The 19,181-nt window shown below is 65.6% G+C and carries 18 protein-coding genes; 12 read left to right on the top strand and 6 right to left on the bottom strand.

Annotated features, from left to right (window positions below; all coding sequences use genetic code 11):
- Positions 1-150: 150 nt before the first annotated feature.
- Both ACX80X_RS00605 and ACX80X_RS00600 read left to right on the top strand, forming a co-directional pair.
- On the top strand, positions 151-531 hold the full coding sequence (locus ACX80X_RS00605; RefSeq protein ID WP_252599998.1) for a DUF485 domain-containing protein: 381 nt from the start codon (positions 151-153) through the stop codon (positions 529-531).
- A complete protein-coding gene (locus tag ACX80X_RS00600; RefSeq protein WP_252599999.1) occupies positions 528-2,144 on the top strand; it encodes a solute symporter family protein in 1,617 nt (538 codons plus the stop codon). The genes ACX80X_RS00605 and ACX80X_RS00600 overlap by 4 nt, the downstream gene beginning before the upstream one ends.
- A gap of 217 nt (positions 2,145-2,361) precedes the next feature.
- On the opposite strand, the gene ACX80X_RS00595 is transcribed toward ACX80X_RS00600, so the two are convergent.
- The 4 genes from ACX80X_RS00595 to ACX80X_RS00580 all read right to left on the bottom strand — a co-directional run bounded on the left by ACX80X_RS00595 (position 2,362) and on the right by ACX80X_RS00580 (position 4,725).
- The gene (locus ACX80X_RS00595) at positions 2,362-2,949 is read right to left on the bottom strand and encodes a hypothetical protein (protein ID WP_252607874.1); all 588 of its coding nucleotides are present in this window, start codon (positions 2,947-2,949) and stop codon (positions 2,362-2,364) included.
- Positions 2,950-2,955: 6 nt separating this feature from the next.
- The gene (locus ACX80X_RS00590; protein ID WP_252564878.1) at positions 2,956-3,360 is read right to left on the bottom strand and encodes a DUF4383 domain-containing protein; all 405 of its coding nucleotides are present in this window, start codon (positions 3,358-3,360) and stop codon (positions 2,956-2,958) included.
- 131 nt (positions 3,361-3,491) lie between these two features.
- Positions 3,492-4,112: a hypothetical protein gene (locus ACX80X_RS00585; RefSeq protein WP_252607875.1), complete on the bottom strand. Its 621-nt coding sequence runs from the start codon at positions 4,110-4,112 to the stop codon at positions 3,492-3,494.
- A gap of 139 nt (positions 4,113-4,251) precedes the next feature.
- Positions 4,252-4,725 (bottom strand): Lrp/AsnC family transcriptional regulator, encoded by a 474-nt coding sequence (locus tag ACX80X_RS00580; RefSeq protein WP_058929526.1) that lies wholly within the window; start codon positions 4,723-4,725, stop codon positions 4,252-4,254.
- A 195-nt stretch (positions 4,726-4,920) separates the two neighbouring features.
- On the opposite strand from ACX80X_RS00580, the gene pdhA reads away from it, so the two are divergent.
- The 3 genes from pdhA to ACX80X_RS00565 are packed head-to-tail and all read left to right on the top strand — an operon-like array spanning position 4,921 to position 8,464.
- Positions 4,921-6,030 (top strand): pyruvate dehydrogenase (acetyl-transferring) E1 component subunit alpha, encoded by a 1,110-nt coding sequence (gene pdhA / locus ACX80X_RS00575; protein WP_252600002.1) that lies wholly within the window; start codon positions 4,921-4,923, stop codon positions 6,028-6,030.
- A complete protein-coding gene (locus ACX80X_RS00570) occupies positions 6,030-7,040 on the top strand; it encodes an alpha-ketoacid dehydrogenase subunit beta (protein ID WP_058929524.1) in 1,011 nt (336 codons plus the stop codon). Before pdhA ends, ACX80X_RS00570 begins: the two co-directional genes overlap by 1 nt.
- Positions 7,037-8,464, top strand: coding sequence for a dihydrolipoamide acetyltransferase family protein (locus ACX80X_RS00565; protein WP_252613676.1), 1,428 nt, complete (start codon positions 7,037-7,039; stop codon positions 8,462-8,464). Before ACX80X_RS00570 ends, ACX80X_RS00565 begins: the two co-directional genes overlap by 4 nt.
- 224 nt (positions 8,465-8,688) lie before the next feature.
- Here the strand turns inward: ACX80X_RS00565 and ACX80X_RS00560 are convergent, their stop codons facing one another.
- Positions 8,689-9,441 (bottom strand): SACE_7040 family transcriptional regulator, encoded by a 753-nt coding sequence (locus ACX80X_RS00560; RefSeq protein WP_308216177.1) that lies wholly within the window; start codon positions 9,439-9,441, stop codon positions 8,689-8,691.
- Positions 9,442-9,608: 167 nt separating this feature from the next.
- Between ACX80X_RS00560 and ACX80X_RS00555 the strand changes: the two genes are divergently transcribed.
- The 7 genes from ACX80X_RS00555 (at position 9,609) to ACX80X_RS00525 (ending at position 17,676) form a co-directional block, all read left to right on the top strand.
- Positions 9,609-11,216 (top strand): carboxyl transferase domain-containing protein, encoded by a 1,608-nt coding sequence (locus ACX80X_RS00555; protein WP_252613675.1) that lies wholly within the window; start codon positions 9,609-9,611, stop codon positions 11,214-11,216.
- 7 nt (positions 11,217-11,223) lie between these two features.
- Positions 11,224-13,434, top strand: coding sequence for an ATP-binding protein (locus tag ACX80X_RS00550; protein WP_252613674.1), 2,211 nt, complete (start codon positions 11,224-11,226; stop codon positions 13,432-13,434).
- A 2-nt stretch (positions 13,435-13,436) separates the two neighbouring features.
- On the top strand, positions 13,437-14,600 hold the full coding sequence (locus ACX80X_RS00545; protein WP_252600006.1) for an acyl-CoA dehydrogenase family protein: 1,164 nt from the start codon (positions 13,437-13,439) through the stop codon (positions 14,598-14,600).
- A 65-nt stretch (positions 14,601-14,665) separates the two neighbouring features.
- Entirely contained in the window at positions 14,666-15,460 is a 795-nt protein-coding gene (locus tag ACX80X_RS00540) for a CoA transferase subunit A (protein ID WP_252613673.1), read from the top strand.
- A gap of 2 nt (positions 15,461-15,462) precedes the next feature.
- Entirely contained in the window at positions 15,463-16,230 is a 768-nt protein-coding gene (locus ACX80X_RS00535; RefSeq protein ID WP_252600008.1) for a CoA transferase subunit B, read from the top strand.
- A complete protein-coding gene (locus tag ACX80X_RS00530) occupies positions 16,227-16,832 on the top strand; it encodes a MaoC family dehydratase (protein ID WP_252600009.1) in 606 nt (201 codons plus the stop codon). Before ACX80X_RS00535 ends, ACX80X_RS00530 begins: the two co-directional genes overlap by 4 nt.
- Positions 16,833-16,836: 4 nt before the next feature.
- Entirely contained in the window at positions 16,837-17,676 is an 840-nt protein-coding gene (locus ACX80X_RS00525) for an HpcH/HpaI aldolase/citrate lyase family protein (RefSeq protein WP_252613672.1), read from the top strand.
- 16 nt (positions 17,677-17,692) lie between these two features.
- Here ACX80X_RS00525 and ACX80X_RS00520 read toward each other — a convergent pair whose 3' ends face one another.
- Positions 17,693-19,159 (bottom strand): lipase maturation factor family protein, encoded by a 1,467-nt coding sequence (locus ACX80X_RS00520; protein WP_252613671.1) that lies wholly within the window; start codon positions 19,157-19,159, stop codon positions 17,693-17,695.
- Positions 19,160-19,181 lie beyond the last annotated feature (22 nt).

Genomic DNA, 19,181 nt, shown 5'->3' with positions numbered 1-19,181 from the left:
AGTCGCAGCATCGTAGCCGTTGAGCGACTGTTCCGGCCATGGCTCTGGAATGTACACCCGCCATACCGCAGAGTGATTGCAGTCACATTGTCCGCATCCTGCCCGCAGGCTGGCCCGTGTGAACCAAGCAAGTCTCAATGAGGAGGAACGATGGGTAACGATGCCCACACTCCGGACGCAGCGGCGTCCGTGGACTTCGAACAGGTCCAGTCGACAGAGCGGTTCCAGGAACTGCGCAAACGTCACCGCAGCTTTGTGTTCCCCATGGCCGTGGCATTCCTGCTGTGGTACTTCGCGTATGTCCTGCTGGCTGACTACGCCGTCGAGTTTATGTCCACCAAAGTGTGGGGCAACATCAACGTCGGCCTGATCCTGGGCCTGCTCCAGTTCGTCTCCACGTTCGCCATCACCGGCTGGTACGTCAGCTACTCCAACCGGAAGCTGGACCCCATCGCGGCCGAGATCCGCAACGAAATCGAAGGCCATGAGTTTGATAAGGACGGCAACGCCGTGAGTGGAGTGACCAAATGATCGGAATTGCCACGGCCGTAGACGTTGCGGACCTTAAGGAAACGACGCTGCTCAACATGGGCATCTTCGGCCTGTTTGTCGCTGTCACCATGGTGATTGTGTTGCGCGCCAGCCGGAACAACAAAACAGCGGCCGACTACTACGCTGCGGGGCGGTCGTTCACCGGTTCCCAGAACGGAACGGCCATTGCCGGCGACTACCTGTCCGCTGCCTCGTTCCTGGGCATCACCGGCGCCATTGCCATCAACGGCTACGACGGCTTTATGTACTCCATCGGCTTCCTGGTGGCTTGGCTGGTTGCCCTGCTGCTGGTGGCGGAACTCCTGCGCAACACCGGTAAGTTCACCATGGCGGATGTCCTTTCCTTCCGGCTCAAGCAGCGCCCGGTCCGCATCGCGGCCGCCATCTCCACGCTGGTCGTCTGCTTCTTCTACCTCCTGGCCCAGATGGCCGGAGCAGGTAGCCTGGTTTCCCTGCTGCTGGGCATCAGCGACTGGGGCGGACAGGCCTTGGTAATCATCGTCGTCGGCGCCCTGATGATCATGTACGTCCTGATCGGCGGGATGAAGGGCACCACCTGGGTCCAGATCATTAAGGCGGTCCTGCTGATCGCCGGCGCTGCCGTGATGACCCTCTGGGTCCTCGCCATCTACGGCTTCAACCTTTCCAGCCTCCTCGGTGCGGCTGTTGAAACCGCCGGCAACCCGGCTGTCCTGAACCCGGGCCTGCAGTACGGCAAGTCTGACACCTCCAAGCTCGACTTCATGTCCCTGGGCCTGGCATTGGTTCTGGGCACGGCCGCCCTGCCGCACGTGCTCATGCGCTTCTACACCGTCCCCACGGCCAAGGAAGCCCGCAAGTCCGTGGTGTGGTCCATCTGGCTGATCGGTCTCTTCTACCTGTTCACCCTGGTGCTCGGTTACGGTGCCGCAGCCCTCGTGGGTGCCGACACCATCAAGTCCGCACCGGGCGGGGTCAACTCGGCTGCACCGCTGCTTGCCTTCTTCCTGGGCGGGCCGCTGCTGCTGGGCTTCATCTCCGCGGTCGCCTTCGCCACCATCCTCGCCGTGGTGGCCGGGCTGACCATCACCGCCGCAGCGTCGTTTGCCCACGACATCTACGCCAGCGTCATCTCCAAGGGAAAGGCCGACGCCGACACCGAGGTTAAGGTGGCGCGGCGCACCGTGGTGGTCATCGGCGTGATGGCCATCCTGGGCGGTATCTTCGCCAACGGCCAGAACGTGGCCTTCCTCGTCGCGCTCGCCTTCGCAGTCGCGGCGTCGGCGAACCTCCCGACCATCATCTACTCGCTGTTCTGGCGCCGGTTCACCACCCAGGGTGCGGTCTGGAGCATGTACGGCGGCCTGGGCTCGGCCATTGTCCTGATTGCCTTCTCGCCGGTGGTTTCCGGCCTGAAGACCTCCATGATCCCGGGGGCCAACTTCGCCTTCTTCCCCTTGAGCAACCCCGGCATTGTGTCCATCCCGCTGGCGTTCCTGCTCGGCTGGCTGGGTACGGTGCTGGACAAGAAGCGCGAGGACGCGGCCAAGCAGGCCGAGATGGAAGTACGCTCCCTGACCGGTGTGGGTGCGGAGAAAGCCGTGGACCACTGATTGATGACTGAGTACCGAACAAGCCGACAGTCCGGAGCAAACTGGGACTTCGGAACCGGCTGACAGTCAGAGAGCCCCTATGCCGCAAAGGCACAGGGGCTCTCTGACGTTCCAGCTGCAGGCGAGCCGCAGGCGACGCTCAGCTGGGGGCGACGTTCAAAAAGGCGGTGGCGTCAGCGCAAAAAGGCGGTGGCGTCAGCGCAAAAAGGCGGTGGCGTCAGCGCTGATGGTGGCCCGCCGGCATGGCCGGACCGCCGTGCTGACCATGCGGCACCGCAAACTGGCCCGCTGTGGAAGCGGCGAGTCCCGGCGTCGCGATTCCGGCCACCAGCACGGCACCGGCGAAAGCGGTGAGCAGCAGGATTCCCGGGCGGGCAGCGGCGGGCGCCATGCCGTCGTCGTCCATTCCCCGGAGCCGGCGCCCCTTCAGCCAGGCGCCCGACGCGACAATCATGAGCGTCAGCAGGAGCGCCGCGAGGTGGCTGAGGTGAAGGCTGGACGTGTCGCTGCTGAAGGCAAGGGCCGCCATGTGCGCCCCGGATGCCGTCAGCAGGAACGCCACGGTCCGCCCGGACCCGACAATCCGTCCGCGGTGCAAGGCCAGGACCGTCCAGAGGATCAGGGCCGCTCCCCAGCCGCCGGAGACGACCGCCAGGGCTGGCTGCCAGACGGAGCCGGACACTTTCGGCAACGCGAGGAGGCTTGAGGAAACGGCGAGGTTCACTGAGCCGGCCCCGAATCCTGCGAAGCCGCCGAAGAGCCGGACGGCCGGGACGGCCCATCCCTCTCCTGGCTCGGCAGCCATGGCCGGCTAGGCCCGGACGGCTGTTGCGGACTTGTCCATGGACAGACCCACGCCCAGCAGCAGGACTGCGCTGGCCAAGTGGAGGACGTTGTCGGCGCCGTTGAGCGCGATGATGTTCAGTGGCGAGGTCAGCAGGAACAGCCCAAGCACACCGACCAGGAGATAGACGGCACCCACGCCGGTGTTGACCGTACGGGCCATGGCCGTGCTTTTCAGGCCCGCGTACAGAAGTGCGCCGCCGATCGCGAGGTGGATGACATTGTGCAGCGGATTCACTTCAAAAATGATGAGGTTGGCGCCCTCCGTGGCGAAGAAGCCGATGCCGGACGTCACCACGAAACCCAGGAGGCCGACAAGAAGATAAACGGCACCGAAGACGGTGGCGACAAGGCGGTTCGGAGAAGTACGCATGGCCCGAATCCTTCCGGTAAGGCGGGAACGTTATGTCCCGGCCAAACTGCGGGATCCCGGATGGGATCCTCGTAGAAGCAATTCGGACCATGTCCCCGTGCGGATGGGGTGCGGGCTTGCGTTGTGTGGCGCTAGGCCTGGGGCTTGAGCTTGATGTTGATCATTTTCAGCTCGTCGGTGCCTTCGAAGCGGTAGATGAGGTCGATCTTCTTGTCGCCGTCGCAGGTGATGAGGCCGGCGATGTCGGCCGCCTTGGTGCCGTTCTCGGTGCTGGCCTTGACTTCGTTATAGGCAGTCTTGCAGGTGCTGTCCATCTCCAGGGTCTTGATACCGGCGATGAAGTCCTCCTTGGTCAGCTGCTCATGGAGGGCGGGGTCAAGATAGTCGTCGTAGGCCTTGGAACTGTCGCCGGCAATCACCAGCTTGGTGAAGCTGTCAGCCAGGCCCCGGGCATGGTTGGTGGCTCCGTTGACAATGTTGACCAGGATGAGGACGCCGACGACCGCCAGCAGCAGGACACCGCCCACAACGCCGAGGATGGTCCACAGCTTCCGGCGGCTTTGTGCCGGGGGCTCTTGTCCGGGCAGGCCGAACGGCCCCTCGGACGAGTATTGTCCGGGTGCACCGTGCTGTGGCGGGTTGCCGGGCAGCGGTGGCGCGCCATGCTCCCCGGGGTTGCCGGGCTGCCCCGTTGGTTGCGCGGGCCAGGCCGCCGGCTGGACCGGCTGGTACGGTCCCTGAGGATTGCTCACGATGGAGCCTTTCCGGCAACGCACTGGCCCTGCCTTATTGTTGGGACCCGCTGAACGGCACCCATGGATTCACCTTGGAACAGCCTATAACCCAGCCCGCCGGGGCTGGGTATCGGGGCGGTAATAAGGGCCGCTGGCCCTAAGCGTCTCCGGATCCCCGCTCGAGCAGCGGCTGGATGCGGAACGGGATGAGTTCGCTCATGGCCAGTGCGGTGTCCGTCCTGTCCACTCCATCGCACGCCAGGATTTTCCCGTTGATCCGGAAGAGGTCCTCGGCATCCAGGGCCACTACCCGGAGCAGGAGGTCAGCAGAGCCGGTGAGGCCGTAGCCTTCCAGGATTTCCGGAATGCCGGCGAGGTCATGGGCCAGCTGTCCCAGTTTCTGCTGCTGGACGTGGACGGAAATGAACGCCATGAGCGGATAGCCCAGGGATGCCGGGTTGATACGCCGTTCGAACGACAGGAAGACGTGTTTTTTCTCCAGCTGGGCCATGCGCGCCTGCACGGTGTTCCGGGACAGCCCCAGCTTCTGGGCCAACGCCACCACGGTCCGCCGGGGGTCGCGGGCAAGGGCCGAGAGCAGCCGTGTGTCTGTGCCATCCAAAGCTTGCATAATGCGCAACGTTAGCACGGTGAGGGCAGTGCAAACAGGGCATTATGCGCAGTATCCGCCACGGTGGTTGTACCCATTGAGCATTGTGAGTAGGGTCACAATTATCCGGGGCAACGGCGCCCGGGCGGCCGGCGGCGGGCGGGACCACAAGTCCCCAGGCTCCGGTCAAACGACGTGAGAAGGTTGCGTGCCATCGTGTCTACAGACAGGAACCTGATCCAGCTGGTTACCCCGGCAGGGGAGCGGATCAGCCACCCGGAGTTCGATCCCTGGGTGAAGGACATCGGGGATGAGCAGTTGTGTTCCCTCTACGAGGACCTGACGGTCATCCGGCGGATCGATGTTGAGGCCACCGCCCTCCAGCGTCAGGGCGAGCTCGGACTTTGGCCCCCGTTGCTGGGGCAGGAGGCGGCGCAAGTCGGTTCCGGCAGGGCCCTGCGCGAGGACGACTTTGTCTTCTCCAGCTACCGGGAAAACGGTGTGGCGTACTGCCGCGGCGTGGACCTGACGGACATTACGCGGGTGTGGCGTGGCACGGCCTCCTCCGGGTGGGACCCGTACTCCGTGAATATGGCCACCCCGCAGATCATTATCGGCGCGCAGACCCTGCATGCCACCGGTTACGCCATGGGCATCCAGAACGACGGCGCGGACTCGGTGGCGGTGACATACTTCGGCGACGGTGCCACCAGCGAAGGCGACGTCAACGAGGCCATGGTCTTTGCCGCCAGCTTCCAGGCACCCGTGGTCTTCTTCTGCTCGAACAACCACTGGGCAATTTCGGAGCCCGTGCGGTTGCAGTCCCACATTCAGATCGCGGACCGGGCCGCCGGATTCGGCATTCCGAGCCTCCGGGTGGACGGCAATGATGTGCTGGCCGTGATGGCAGCCACGCGCGTGGCATTGGACCGTGCCCGGCACGGTGGCGGACCCACCTTCATCGAAGCGGTCACCTACCGCATGGGACCGCACACCACCGCCGACGATCCCACCCGCTACCGTGACGCCAATGAACTGGAGGACTGGGCTGCGAAGGACCCCATCCTGCGGGTCAAGGCCCTGCTGGAACGCAAAGGACTCCTCACGGATGAGGTCCAACAGCACGTTCACAACAAGGCAGAGTCAGTCGCCCGCGAACTCCGTTCAGGCTGCATCGGCATGCCGGATCCGGAGCCGATGGACATCTTCAAGCACGTGTACAGCGAGCCCAACTCGTGGCTGGACCGGCAGCAGGACCACTACGCCCGTTACCTGGCTTCCTTCGGCGATCCCGCGGGAGCCACCTCAGAAGAAGGTGCACGCTGATGACCCAGATGACCTTTGCCCGCGCCATCAATTCCGGCCTGCGCAAATCCCTTGAAAACGATCCAAAAGTCATCCTCATGGGCGAGGACATCGGTACCCTCGGCGGTGTTTTCCGGGTGACCGACGGCCTCCAGAAGGATTTCGGCACCCACCGTGTGGTGGACACCCCGCTGGCCGAGTCGGCCATCATGGGCACCGCCGTCGGCCTCGCCTACCGCGGTTACCGCCCGGTGGTGGAGATCCAGTTCGACGGCTTTATCTACCCTGCCTTCGACCAGATCGTGAGCCAGGTGGCAAAGCTGCACTACCGCACCCAGGGGGCCGTGAAGATGCCCATCACCATCCGCGTCCCGTTCGGAGGCGGCATCGGCTCACCCGAGCACCACTCCGAGTCGCCCGAGGCGTACTTCACTCATACGTCGGGGCTCCGCGTGGTCAGCGTCTCCAACCCGCAGGATGCCCACACCGTGATCCAGCAGGCCATCCTGTCCGATGACCCGGTGCTGTACTTCGAACCCAAGCGCCGCTACCACGACAAGGGTGAAGTGGATGAGGGCATCGATCCGCGCACCGCGCTGCCCATGGACTCCGCCCGCGTTGTCACCGAGGGCACGGATGTGACGCTCGTGGCCTACGGGCCGTTGGTGAAGACGGCCAAGGACGCAGCAACCGCGGCCGCCGACGAAGGCATCTCCATCGAGGTCATTGACCTGCGCTCGCTGGCACCCGTGGACTACGCCACCGTTGAAGCATCCGTCCGGAAAACAGGCAGGCTGGTGGTCACCCATGAAGCCGGCCAGTCCGGTGGCCTGGGCGCCGAAGTTGCGGCCAGCATTACCGAGCGGTGCTTCTATCACCTCGAAACCGCCCCCGTCCGTATCACCGGGTTCGATATTCCCTACCCGTACTCCAAGCTCGAAATGCACCATCTGCCCGGCCTGGACCGGATCCTCGACGGCGTGGACCGCGCCCTCGGACGCCCGAACTCCCTCAGCGGGTTGGAAGGATGAGCGCCACCATGATCAAGGAATTCAGGCTCCCGGACCTCGGCGAAGGCCTCACGGAATCAGAAATCCTCAGCTGGAAGGTGGCAGTGGGGGACACGGTGACGCTGAACCAGGTCATCGCCGAGGTGGAAACCGCAAAGGCCGTAGTGGAGCTGCCGTCACCTTTCGCGGGCGTGATCACTGCGCTCCATGAAGAGCCGGGAACAATCGTGGAGGTGGGCAAGCCGATCGTCTCCTTCGAAGTAGCGGACGACGGCGGCGCCTCACCTTCAGGGGCTGCGCCCGCCGGGGCGGCCACTGCTGCAGCGGGGACCGCGAAACGCGAGCCGAACCTGGTTGGGTACGGCGCCGTTGTCGAAAGCTCAGGCCGTCCCGCCCGCCGGGCCCGCACCTTCACAACCCCGGCGGTTGAGCCTGTTCGCGGCCCGGTGGTTGAGCCTGTCGAAACCGAGCTCGTCGAAACCGAGCCTGTCAGACCCGAAAACCCTGTGCTTGAGCCTGTCGAAACCGACACCGCGGAGCGTCCACGTTCCACGCCGCCGGTCCGGAAACTGGCCAAGGACCTCGGCGTCGAGCTGGCCGCGGTCGCGGGCACCGGAGCCGGCGGCCTGATCACGCGGGAGGATGTCCAGAATTTTGTTGGCGGCGGCGAATTGTCGGCACCGGTACGCCATCTTTCCGCCGTATCCGATTCGGTTTTCCCCGCGGGACTGGCGCCACAGGGTGGGCGGGAAGTCAGGACCCCTATCAAGGGTGTCCGCAAGTTCACGGCCGCCGCGATGGTGGCAAGTGCGTTCACGGCTCCCCACGCGACGGAATTCCTCACGGTGGATGTCACGCCCACCATGGACCTGCTGGCCAAGCTGAAGACGAGCCGGGCCTTTTCCGGCTACAAGCTCACGCCGCTGACGCTGGTGGCGAAGGCTGTGCTGATCGCGCTGCGGCGGAACCCGTCGCTGAACTCGCGGTGGGAGGAAGTCAGCCAGGAGATCGTGCAGTTCAACTACGTGAACCTGGGCATCGCCGCCGCAACTCCGCGCGGGCTCACCGTGCCGAACATCAAGGACGCGGATACCCTGTCGCTGCTGGAACTCTCCGCAGCCCTGACCGGGCTGACCGAGACGGCACGGGCCGGCAAGACCGCGCCGGCAGACCTGTCCGGCGGTACGATCTCCATCACGAATATCGGGGTCTTCGGCATCGACGCGGGCACTCCCATCCTGAACCCCGGCGAGGCTGCCATCCTGGCCATGGGGGCCGTGCGGAAAATGCCGTGGGAATTCCAGGATGAGGTGGCCCTGCGCCAGGTCATGACGCTGAGCCTGTCCTTTGACCATCGCCTGGTGGACGGGGAGCAGGGTTCGAGGTTCCTCGCCGACGTTGGCGCCATCCTGGCCGAACCCGGCATGGTGCTCACGATGGTCTAACTCACGAGTTTTTTGTCCAGATAATCCGGGTTTGGGGCGTTTGAACCGCTTTATCTGGGCAAAAACTCCCGGGTCTGGGCCTGCGCAACGTCCTGCGTCATGTCGTGATTCGTAAGTGCGGTCTTGGCCCGCATTAGCGGTGCTGCCCAGCACCGCTAATGCGGGCCAAGGCCGCTCCTGTGGCTGGGAGCCTCTGAGGGCCCGCTCTTGAAATCGTGTCCCGGTCAGGAGGCCGGGGGAACGTTCACCGTGAGTGCCGCCAGCGCCATGCTTTCGAGCAGCGGCCGGGCCGTTTTGGGCGCGATTTTCCGTCCGTGGTTCCGCACCGAGTGCGGCGTGGAGTTGATCAGGCCGAACGTAGCGTGGGCCCGCATCCGCAGTTCGACGGCGTCGGTGCCCGGATGCAGCAGCGCCAGGACCTCCACCCAAATCTCCACGTAGTTCCGCTGCAGTGTCCGGACCTCGGACTGGTCCTTCTGACTGAGGTTGCTGAAATCCCGGTCCTGCACCCGGATCACGTCGGGCTTGCCAAGGGCAAACTCCACTTGGAACCCCACCAGCCGGCGGAGCGCTGCGAGAGGGTCCGTAGTCTCGGCAATGACGCGCCGGCCGCCGTCGAGCAGCTCGCGGCTGACGGTAAGCAGCAGGTCTCCCAACACCGCCTGCTTGCCCTGGAAGTGGCGATAGACGGCCGGGCCGCTGACACCCGCTGCCGCGCCCAGGTCTTCCAGTGATACGCGGTTGAATCCGTGCAGGGCGAAGAGCCCCGCGGCGGCGGCAAGCAGCGCCTGGCGGCGGTTCTCCTTCGCCTGGCTGCGGGGCGTTCCGGGAGCTGCGTGGGCTGCCGCGGCCGCGGGTGTTCCCGGAGCTGCCGGCGTCGCGGAAGCGGCCTGGGCTGCCGAAACGGGTCGTGTTGCCGAGTTCGGATGCTCAGACTGGGCCGGTGCGGACGGCTTGACCGGTCGGGTGGTGGGCACGCTTTTCCTCCTAGGAACAGCAGATTCTAGCAATGTCCTGTTGTGTTGGACATCACAGTTAATAAAGACTAACCTGAATTCCAGTTATAAAGCATTAACCGAGCTCGCTTTTCCGGCTCTCGCCGGAGCCTTGGTGGCTTTCAATAGATGACGAACGGATGCAGTCGATGGAGACTCTCGCCAGCCGGCTTGATGCCGCAAGTGAAGCGTTTGCTGCAAACAACGCTGCCCAGCTCGCGCTGGCCGCCGAGCTCCGGACCAGGCTGGCTGAGGCCGCGTTGGGCGGGCCGGAGAAGTCGCGGGAGCGCCATGTGGGGCGCGGGAAGCTGCTGCCCCGGGAGCGCATTGACCGGCTGCTGGATGATGGCAGCCCGTTCCTGGAGATCGCGCCGCTGGCAGCCAACGGCATGTACAACAACGACTCGCCGGGAGCCGGGGTTATTGCCGGCATCGGCCTGGTCCACGGCCGCCAGATGCTCGTGATCTCCAACGACGCCACCGTCAAGGGCGGCACCTACTACCCGATGACCGTGAAGAAGCACCTCCGCGCCCAGGAGATAGCGCTGGAGAACCGGCTGCCGTGCATCTATCTGGTGGATTCGGGCGGGGCGTTCCTCCCGAAGCAGGACGAAGTTTTTCCCGACAAGGAGCATTTCGGCCGGATCTTCTTCAACCAGGCCAGGATGTCCGCGGCAAAGATCCCGCAGATCGCCTCCGTGATGGGCTCCTGCACCGCCGGCGGCGCTTACGTTCCGGCCATGAGCGATGAGACGGTGATCGTGCGGAACCAGGGCACTATCTTCCTGGGCGGTCCGCCGCTGGTGAAGGCTGCCATCGGGGAGATCGTCACGGCGGAGGAACTGGGCGGCGGTGACGTGCACTCGAAAATCTCCGGCGTCACCGACCACCTGGCGGAGAACGATGAGCATGCCCTGCAGATCGTCCGGGACATCGTCTCCACCCTGCCGAGGCCGGCTGCCCCTGCCTGGGATGTGGACACCGTCGTCGAGCCCCTCGCGGATCCGGCGGAGTTGTACGGCGCCCTCCCGACGGACGTCAACGCGCAATACGACGTCCACGAGGTCATTGCCCGGCTGGTGGACGGCAGCAGGTTCCACGAGTTCAAGAAGGAGTACGGCACCACCCTGGTCACGGGTTTTGCCAGGCTGCACGGGCACCCGGTGGGGATCGTGGCCAACAACGGCGTGCTCTTCAGCGAGTCCTCGCTCAAGGGCGCGCACTTCATCGAACTCTGCGACCAGCGCGGCATTCCGCTTATTTTCCTGCAGAACATTTCCGGGTTCATGGTGGGCAGGGATTCCGAGCAGGGTGGCATTGCCAAAAACGGCGCCAAGATGGTCACCGCCGTCGCCACTGCCCGGGTGCCCAAGCTGACCGTCGTCATCGGCGGGTCCTTCGGCGCCGGCAACTACTCCATGTGCGGGCGGGCGTATTCGCCGCGCTTCCTGTGGATGTGGCCGGCAAGCCGCATCTCGGTGATGGGAGGGAACCAAGCCTCCGGCGTTCTCGCAACCGTCAAGCGTGACCAGTACGAGGCCCGTGGCGAGGAATGGTCCGCCGAGGACGAGGAAGCCTTCAAGGCCCCGATCAAACAGCAATACGAGGACCAGGGCAGCCCGTACTATTCCACCGCCCGCCTCTGGGACGACGGCGTGATCGACCCCGCGGATACTCGCACCGTCCTGGGACTGGCACTCGACGTCGTCTCCCGCACCCCCCTGCCGGAGACCTCCTTCGGCCTTTTCCGGATGTGAGCCAGCCATGACCGTTTCCATGCCCGCCGTTCCTTCCGCAATCCGGCAGAAGCCGCTGTTCAGCACCGTGCTCGTCGCCAACCGCGGGGAGATCGCCTGCCGCGTCATCCGCACACTGCGTGCCTTGGGCATCCGCTCCGTAGCCGTCTACAGCGACGCCGACGCCGGGGCCCGCCACGTTCGCGAGGCTGACACCGCCGTGCGGATTGGCCCTGCCGCCGCGGGAGAAAGCTACCTGAAGATGGAGGCGATCCTCCAGGCCTGCCGCGACACCGGCGCCGAGGCAGTCCACCCCGGCTACGGCTTCCTCAGCGAGAACGTCGATTTTGCCCGCGCCCTCGAAACCGCCGGCATCACCTTCATCGGCCCCGGCGTTGAGTCCCTGAACGTCATGGGCGACAAGATCCGGTCCAAGAACCACGTGGCCGGCTACGGAGTCCCCGTAGTGCCGGGCATCGCCGAACCGGGCATGACTGACGCGCAACTCATGGAGGCCGCGCCCGCCGTCGGGTTCCCGCTGCTCATCAAACCGTCAGCGGGCGGCGGCGGCAAGGGCATGCACATCGTGGAGCGCCACGAGGACCTCGAAGCCACGCTGGCCACCGCCCGCCGCGTCGCCGCGAGCGCCTTCGGCGATGACACCCTTTTCCTTGAACGGCTGGTCCGCACGCCGCGGCACATCGAGGTCCAGGTCCTGGCGGACAACCACGGCAACGTGATCCATCTGGGGGAGCGGGAGTGCTCGCTGCAGCGCCGCCACCAAAAGGTGATTGAGGAAGCGCCGTCGCCGCTGCTGGAGTCGTTGCACGACGGCGGGGCCACCCGGGCCCGGATCGGCGAGGCCGCCTGCCAGGCGGCCCGCAGCGTCCACTACAGCGGCGCGGGAACTGTGGAGTTCCTGGTCTCCGACGAGGCCCCTGACGAGTTCTTCTTTATGGAGATGAATACCCGTCTCCAGGTGGAGCACCCGGTGACCGAAATGGTCACCGGCGTGGACCTGGTCGAATGGCAGGTCCGCATCGCTGCCGGTGAGGAACTCACCTTCCGCCAGGCCGACGTCGAACTCAACGGGCACGCCGCCGAAGCCCGCGTCTACGCGGAAATCCCGGAGCGGAACTTCATGCCGTCCACCGGGACCGTGCTCCTGCTGGACGAAATGCCCGATCACGGAGCCGGCATGATCCGGGTGGATTCAGCCCTGCTCGAGGGGCTCGAGATCTCCTCCAGCTACGATCCCATGATCTCCAAAGTCATCGCGTGGGGCCCGGACCGCACCGTTGCCCTGGATACCCTGGACGCGGCACTCGCCGGCTACACAGCCCTTGGCATCGATACGAATGTTGAGTACCTGAGGCTGCTGATCAACGACGACGATGTCCGCGCCGGGCATCTCGACACCGGCCTGATCGAGCGCAAGATGCCCGACTTCGCCTTCCGGCGGATTGACGACGCCGAACTGGTCGCGGCCGCCTTGTACGCCGTTGTGAGCGGGGACCAGGACATCACGGGGACGCCCCCCGGTCCCTGGCAGGCCAGCAACGGCTGGCGGATCGGCGCGCCGGCGCCCCTGCGGATCAGCCTGGGAACGCCCGACGGCGGCATCGCAACAGTGAGAGTCACAGGCCGCGTGGCCGCCGGCCCGGTCCAGGTCTGTGTCGGTGACGGGCCATGGCGGACGGCCTCGCTGCGGTTGCCGGGCCGCGGGAGCCTGGTCCTTACCCTGGACGGCGAAACCACGGACTACTCGCTGGCGCCGGCGGACGCGGGCCCTGTCAACCTCACCCCGGACAACCTGCCCTCAGGAGTTCCCGCGGAACTGTTCCTCGGCAACGGAGGCTGGTCCTGCCGGCTGGAGCCGCTGACGCGGGAGTCTCGGCTTGTCCGGGTTCTCGCCGCCGTCGAGCGCGAGGAAGGCACCGCGGACCCGGAGGTGCGCTCGCCCATGCCCGGCACGGTGGTATCCGTTGCGGTCAGCAACGGCGACACCGTGGAAGCCGGCCAGGTCCTTCTCTCCGTGGAAGCCATGAAGATGGAACACCAGCTCGTGGCAGAGGTGGCCGGCACGGTCCACATCAGCATCAAGGCCGGTCAGCCGGTCAAAGCAGACCAGGTGCTGGCCACCATCCACCCTTCAACCACCGATTCAGACGCAGATTCACTTCAGGATTCCAACAAGGATTCCAACAAGGACTCCAACAACACAGGCAAGGGAGCCTAGCCATGGCAGATTTTGAGCTCAGCGAGGAATACCAGGACCTCAGCGACACCGTCCGGGATTTCGCGGACAACGTGGTGGCGCCGGTCTCGGCCAAGCACGATGAGGAGCACAGCTTCCCGTACGAGGTGGTGTCCCAGATGGCGGACATGGGCCTGTTCGGGCTGCCGTTCCCGGAAGCGCACGGTGGGATGGGCGGGGACTACTTCGCTTTGGCACTCGCCCTCGAACAGCTTGGCCGGGTGGACCAGTCCGTGGCCATCACGCTGGAAGCAGGCGTCTCCCTCGGCGCAATGCCGGTGTACCGGTTCGGTACCGAGGCCCAGAAAGAGGAGTGGCTCCCGCTGCTGGCCTCGGGCAAGGCACTCGCCGGCTTCGGACTCACGGAGCCGGAAGCAGGCTCTGACGCCGGCGGGACCAAAACCCACGCCCATCGTGAGAACGGCGACTGGGTGATCAACGGCAACAAGGAATTCATCACCAACTCCGGGACCGACATCACGCGCCTGGTCACGGTCACCGCGGTGACGGGTCAGAAGGAACGCAAGGATGGCAGCCTCAAGAAGCAGATTTCCACCATCCTGGTGCCCACCAATACTGCGGGTTTCAGGGCGGAGAAGGCCTACAACAAAGTGGGCTGGAACGCCTCGGACACGCACCCGCTGACGCTCAAGGACGTCCGGGTGCCGGAAGCGAACCTGCTCGGTGCGGAGGGGCGGGGTTACGCGAATTTCCTTTCCATCCTGGACGAGGGCCGGATCGCCATCGCGGCTTTGGCGACGGGGGCGGCGCAGGGCTGTGTTGACCTGTCGGTGAAGTACGCCAAGGAACGCAGCGCGTTTGGTCATCACATCGGCAAGTACCAGGCCATCTCGTTCAAGATCGCCCGCATGCAGGCCCGGGCCCATACGGCCCGCCTGGCGTACTACGACGCCGCGTCGAGGATGCTGGCGGGGAAGCCGTTCAAGACGCAGGCGGCCATCGCTAAGATGGTCGCAGGCGAGGCGGCCATGGACAACGCGCGGGATGCCACCCAGGTATTCGGCGGCTATGGCTTCATCAACGAATTCACCGTGGCACGGCACTACCGCGACTCCAAGATCCTTGAAGTCGGTGAGGGCACCACGGAAGTCCAGCTGATGCTCATCGCCCGCGAACTCGGACTGTAACAAGCCCGCTGGTCGGGAATGCCACGCGGTGGTCGAGCCTGTCGAGACCCTTGAAAGGACCAACGATGATCAACAAGGTTGTTGCCAGCGCCGAGGAAGCCATTGCGGACATTCCCGACGGCGCGTCGCTCGCGGTGGGAGGGTTCGGCCTCTGCGGAATCCCGGTGGCCTTGATCGATGCCCTGCACCGGCACGGCACGAAGGACCTCGAAACCGTCAGCAACAACTGCGGCGTGGACGACTGGGGGCTGGGCGTCCTGCTCCGTGACGGCAGGATTCGGCGGACTGTCAGTTCCTACGTCGGCGAGAACAAGGAGTTCGCGCGCCAGTACCTGTCCGGTGAGCTTGAGGTGGTCCTCACCCCGCAGGGGACGCTGGCGGAAAAGCTCCGGGCCGGCGGCGCCGGGATCCCCGCTTTCTACACCAAGGCCGGGGTCGGCACCCAGGTGTCCGACGGCGGCCTGCCGCAGAAGTACGACGCCGACGGAGGCATCGCGATTGCCTCCGCCGCCAAGGAAGTCCGGACGTTCAACGGTGTGGACTACGTCCTGGAGGAATCCCTGACGCCCGACTTCGGGCTGGTCCACGCCTGGAAGGGTGACCGCCACGGCAACCTGGTTTTCCACGCCACCGCCATGAACTTCAACCCGCTCTGCGCCATGGCGGGAAAAATCACCATCGCCGAGGTGGAGGAGCTGGTGGAACCGGGGGAGCTGGACCCCGAACACGTCCACACTCCCGGCATCTTTGTCCAGCGGGTGGTGGTTGTGCCCGCCGGTGAGAAGCGGATCGAGAAGCGGACCGTCTCCCTTGCCCAGGCTGCCGGAACCGAAAGCGCCACCGAACAGGCAGGAGCGTAGCCATGGAGTCCAACAGCACGCAGGGAGCACCTCCCCGGCCCGAAGCCGTACGGCCCGAATACCGGCGTGCCACCGTCGGCCATCCGGAAGGCACCAATCCGGAGGGCAAAGGGTGGACGCGCAACGAACTGGCCGCCCGGGTGGCCCGGGAGCTCAGCAACGGACAGTACGTCAACCTCGGCATCGGCATGCCCACGCTCATTCCCAACTACATCCCGGCAGGCGTCGAGGTGGTGCTCCACTCGGAGAACGGGATCCTGGGCGTGGGACCATACCCCAGCGAGGACGCGGTGGATCCGGACCTCATCAACGCCGGCAAGGAAACCGTCACGGTCAACAAGGGGGCCGCGTTCTTCGACTCCGCCTCGTCGTTCGGCATGATCCGCGGCGGGCACGTTGACGTGGCCGTGCTCGGCGCCATGGAAGTGGCGCAGAACGGCGACCTGGCCAACTGGATGATCCCGGGCAAGATGGTCAAAGGCATGGGCGGGGCCATGGACCTGGTCTTCGGCGCCAAGAAGGTGATCGTGATGATGGAACACGTGGACCGCAACGGCAACCCCAAAATCGTGGAGCACTGCTCTCTGCCGCTGACCGGCAAGGCCTGCGTGGACCGGATCATCACCGACCTCGCCGTGATCGACGTCGTCACCGAAGGCGGGCGGTCCCGGTTGGTTCTCCGCGAACTGGCCCCCAACGTCTCCGTGGAGGACGTGGCCGCGGCCACCGGCGCCGAGCTGTTCGAAGAGGACCAGGAGCTCACCGTATGAGCGGGGCTTCGGCGGGCTCAACCCCCGACGGTCCGGGCGCAACCACCGCCGCCCCCCGCGTCATCGAGCAGCGCGGCCTGTACTTTGATGAGCTCGAAGAAGGCGTTGTCTACGCGCACCGGCCCGGCCGCACCGTGACCGAGGCGGACAACGTCCTGTTCACCACGCTCACCATGAACACCCAGGCCCTGCACCTGGATGCCGCCTGGAGCGCAGGGCAGCCGTTCGGCCAGCGGCTGGTCAACTCCATGTTCACGTTGTCCACCCTGGTGGGGCAGTCCGTCTCCCAGCTCACCCAGGGCACCATCATCGCCCAGCTGGGCCTGACCGACGTCTCTTTCCCGCACCCGCTGTACCACGGGGACACGCTCTACACGGAGACGGTGATCACCGGCAAACGGCTCTCGGGATCGCGACCCGGCCAGGGGATTGTGACCATGCAGCACACCGGGCGGAACCAGGACGGCACCGTGGTGGCGCTGGCCACTCGGAGCTGCCTGATGTGGAACCGGGACGCCCATGTGGCGCAGTCTTCTGGACAATACGTGCAGCCTGCGGGAGCTGAAAAGGGGAGCGTGCCGGGCCCCAAAAGAGGACAATGACCGTATGACATTTGTGATGGGTCCCGCCCTACTCTTCTGCCCTGCCGACCGCCCGGAGCGCTTCCCCAAGGCCGCCCAACGCGCCGACGCTGTCATCGTGGACCTCGAGGACGCCGTGGCACCCGCGGACAAACAGCGGGCGCGCGGCGCCATCCTGGCCCAGCTGGGCGCTGCCGGGGAGGGGCCCGAACTTGACCCCAGCCGCACCATCATCAGGATCAACCCGGCGGGCACCGACGAGTTCGAGAAGGACCTGCACTGCCTGGCCCACACCCCGTACCGCACGGTGATGCTGGCCAAGGCTGAGAGTGCGGCCCAGCTCGAAGCCCTGGCGGACTACCACGTCATCGCCCTGTGCGAGACCGCAGTCGGGGTCCTGAACGCGCCCGCCATCGCGGCGGCCCCCAACGTGGTGGCACTGATGTGGGGCGCCGAGGACCTCCTGGCTTCCCTTAGCGGTACGTCCAGCAGAGCGGACGACGGCGGCTACCGCGCCGTGGCGCTGCATGCCCGGTCCGCGGTGCTGCTCGCCGCCCGGGCTTTCGGGAAAGAAGCCGTGGACGCCGTGTACGTCAACATCCCGGACCTTGACGGGCTGGCTCTGGAGGCCGCTGATGCCGCAGCGTCAGGATTCGGCTCCAAAGCCTGCATCCATCCCACGCAGGCGGCCGTTGTACGGGGCGCCTACGCCCCGTCCGAGGCCGACGTCGCCGCCGCCACAGAACTGCTGCAGGTCGCGGCTGTTGCCGGATCCGGCGTGTTCCAGCACGGCGGCAAAATGATCGACGGCCCCATCCTCAAGCACGCCGAAGCCACCATCCGCCGGGCAGGCATCCACTCCTAGGGCTGCGGGCACCGAATCACCGCCGCCGCCTCCGGGAACCGCCGAGCGAAAGCGGCGGGATGGCCTCATAGAGCGGCATCCGGACCCAGCGCTCGCCCGTCTCCCGGAACTCAGCCCTGGTGGCGAAACGGTACAGGTAGCTGTTGACACGCACCCAGCGCGGCGGATCGCCGTCGAACGGGTCGGCGCGGAGCAGCCGCAGCGTCCGCTGGTCCGCCTCCAGCAGTTTCGTGAGGAACGCGTAAAACCACTCCTCGTGGACGGTGCGCAACGGCAGGAACCACATCAGCCAGTCCAGCCGCAGGTGGTAGGGCGCCCACTGGCGGGGCAGCCGGCGGAGATCTCCGGGTTTGCCCTTAAACCCATATTCGCGCCAGTCTGCTGAGTCCTCAGGTTCTTCGTCGAGGGTGCCTTCCACGACGATCTCGACGCGGTGCTTGGTCACGGTGCCAAACGCGCCATACGTGTTGACCAGCTGCCAGCGGTTGAAGCTGGCATTCATCAGCTGCCCCTTGGAGAGCAGGTTGCGCACGGGCCAGTAGCTGAGGACTACCAGCAGCATTGTGGCCACAAGGGTGACGGCAAGCCAGTACGGGGGACTGCCGCGGCTGCCTTCCTCAGGATCCCCGTCCAGCGGCAGGAACGGCAATACGGCGCGGGCCACGGGGTCGCTGACCGCGGCGAAGGCCAGCACAATGGCCATCCAGTTCAGCCACGCGAAGTTGCCGCTGGCCACCAGCCACAGCTGGGTGAAGATGATGATTCCGGCGGCGGCGCTTGCCACGGGTTGCGGTGCGAAGAGGAAGAACGGCACCACGAGCTGGGCGAAATGGTTCCCCAGGACCTCCAGCCGGTGGAAGGGTTTGGGCAGGAGATGAGCCTGGCGGCTCAGTGGCCCCGGCATCGGCTGCGTTTCATGGTGATAGTAGAGGGCGGTCAGATCACGCCACTCCAGGCCGCCGTGGATCTTGATCATCCCGGCGCCGAACTCCAGCCGGAACACGAGCCAGGCCAATAGGATCAGGATGGTGCGCGGCGGCTCCGTCTGGTCCGAGCCAAGGAAGGCCACCGTGAACCCGGCCTCCAGCAGCAGCATTTCCCAGCCGAAGCCATAAAACGTCTGCCCCACGTTGACGATCGACATGTAAAGCAGCCACAGGGCCAGAAATACGATCAGCGGAACCCACGGCGGCCCAAGCTGGGGGATGCCGGCCACCAGGAGGGCGGAAATTGCCAGTCCGGTGAGGCAGGCACCACGCAGCAGCCGGTCCGAATAGCGCCAACGGAACAGCGTGGGCCGCCGGCGCGCGCTGAACCCTTCCAGATAGTCCGGAACCGGCAACAGGCCACGTTCGCCCAGCAGCGCAGGGAACTGGTTCAGGGAGGACAGGAACGCAACAAAGAACAGTGCCGCCACACCCCGCTGCAGCACTTGCCGGGCGAATCCGTACTCCGGCGCATCGAACCAGGTAACCCAGTCCACGCAATCCACGTTACGCCCGGCG

The organism is Pseudarthrobacter sp. MDT3-1 (genome assembly GCF_054510755.1).
The sequence above is the reverse complement of the archived record's forward strand: the minus strand, read 5'-3'. Positions and strand labels throughout refer to the sequence as shown.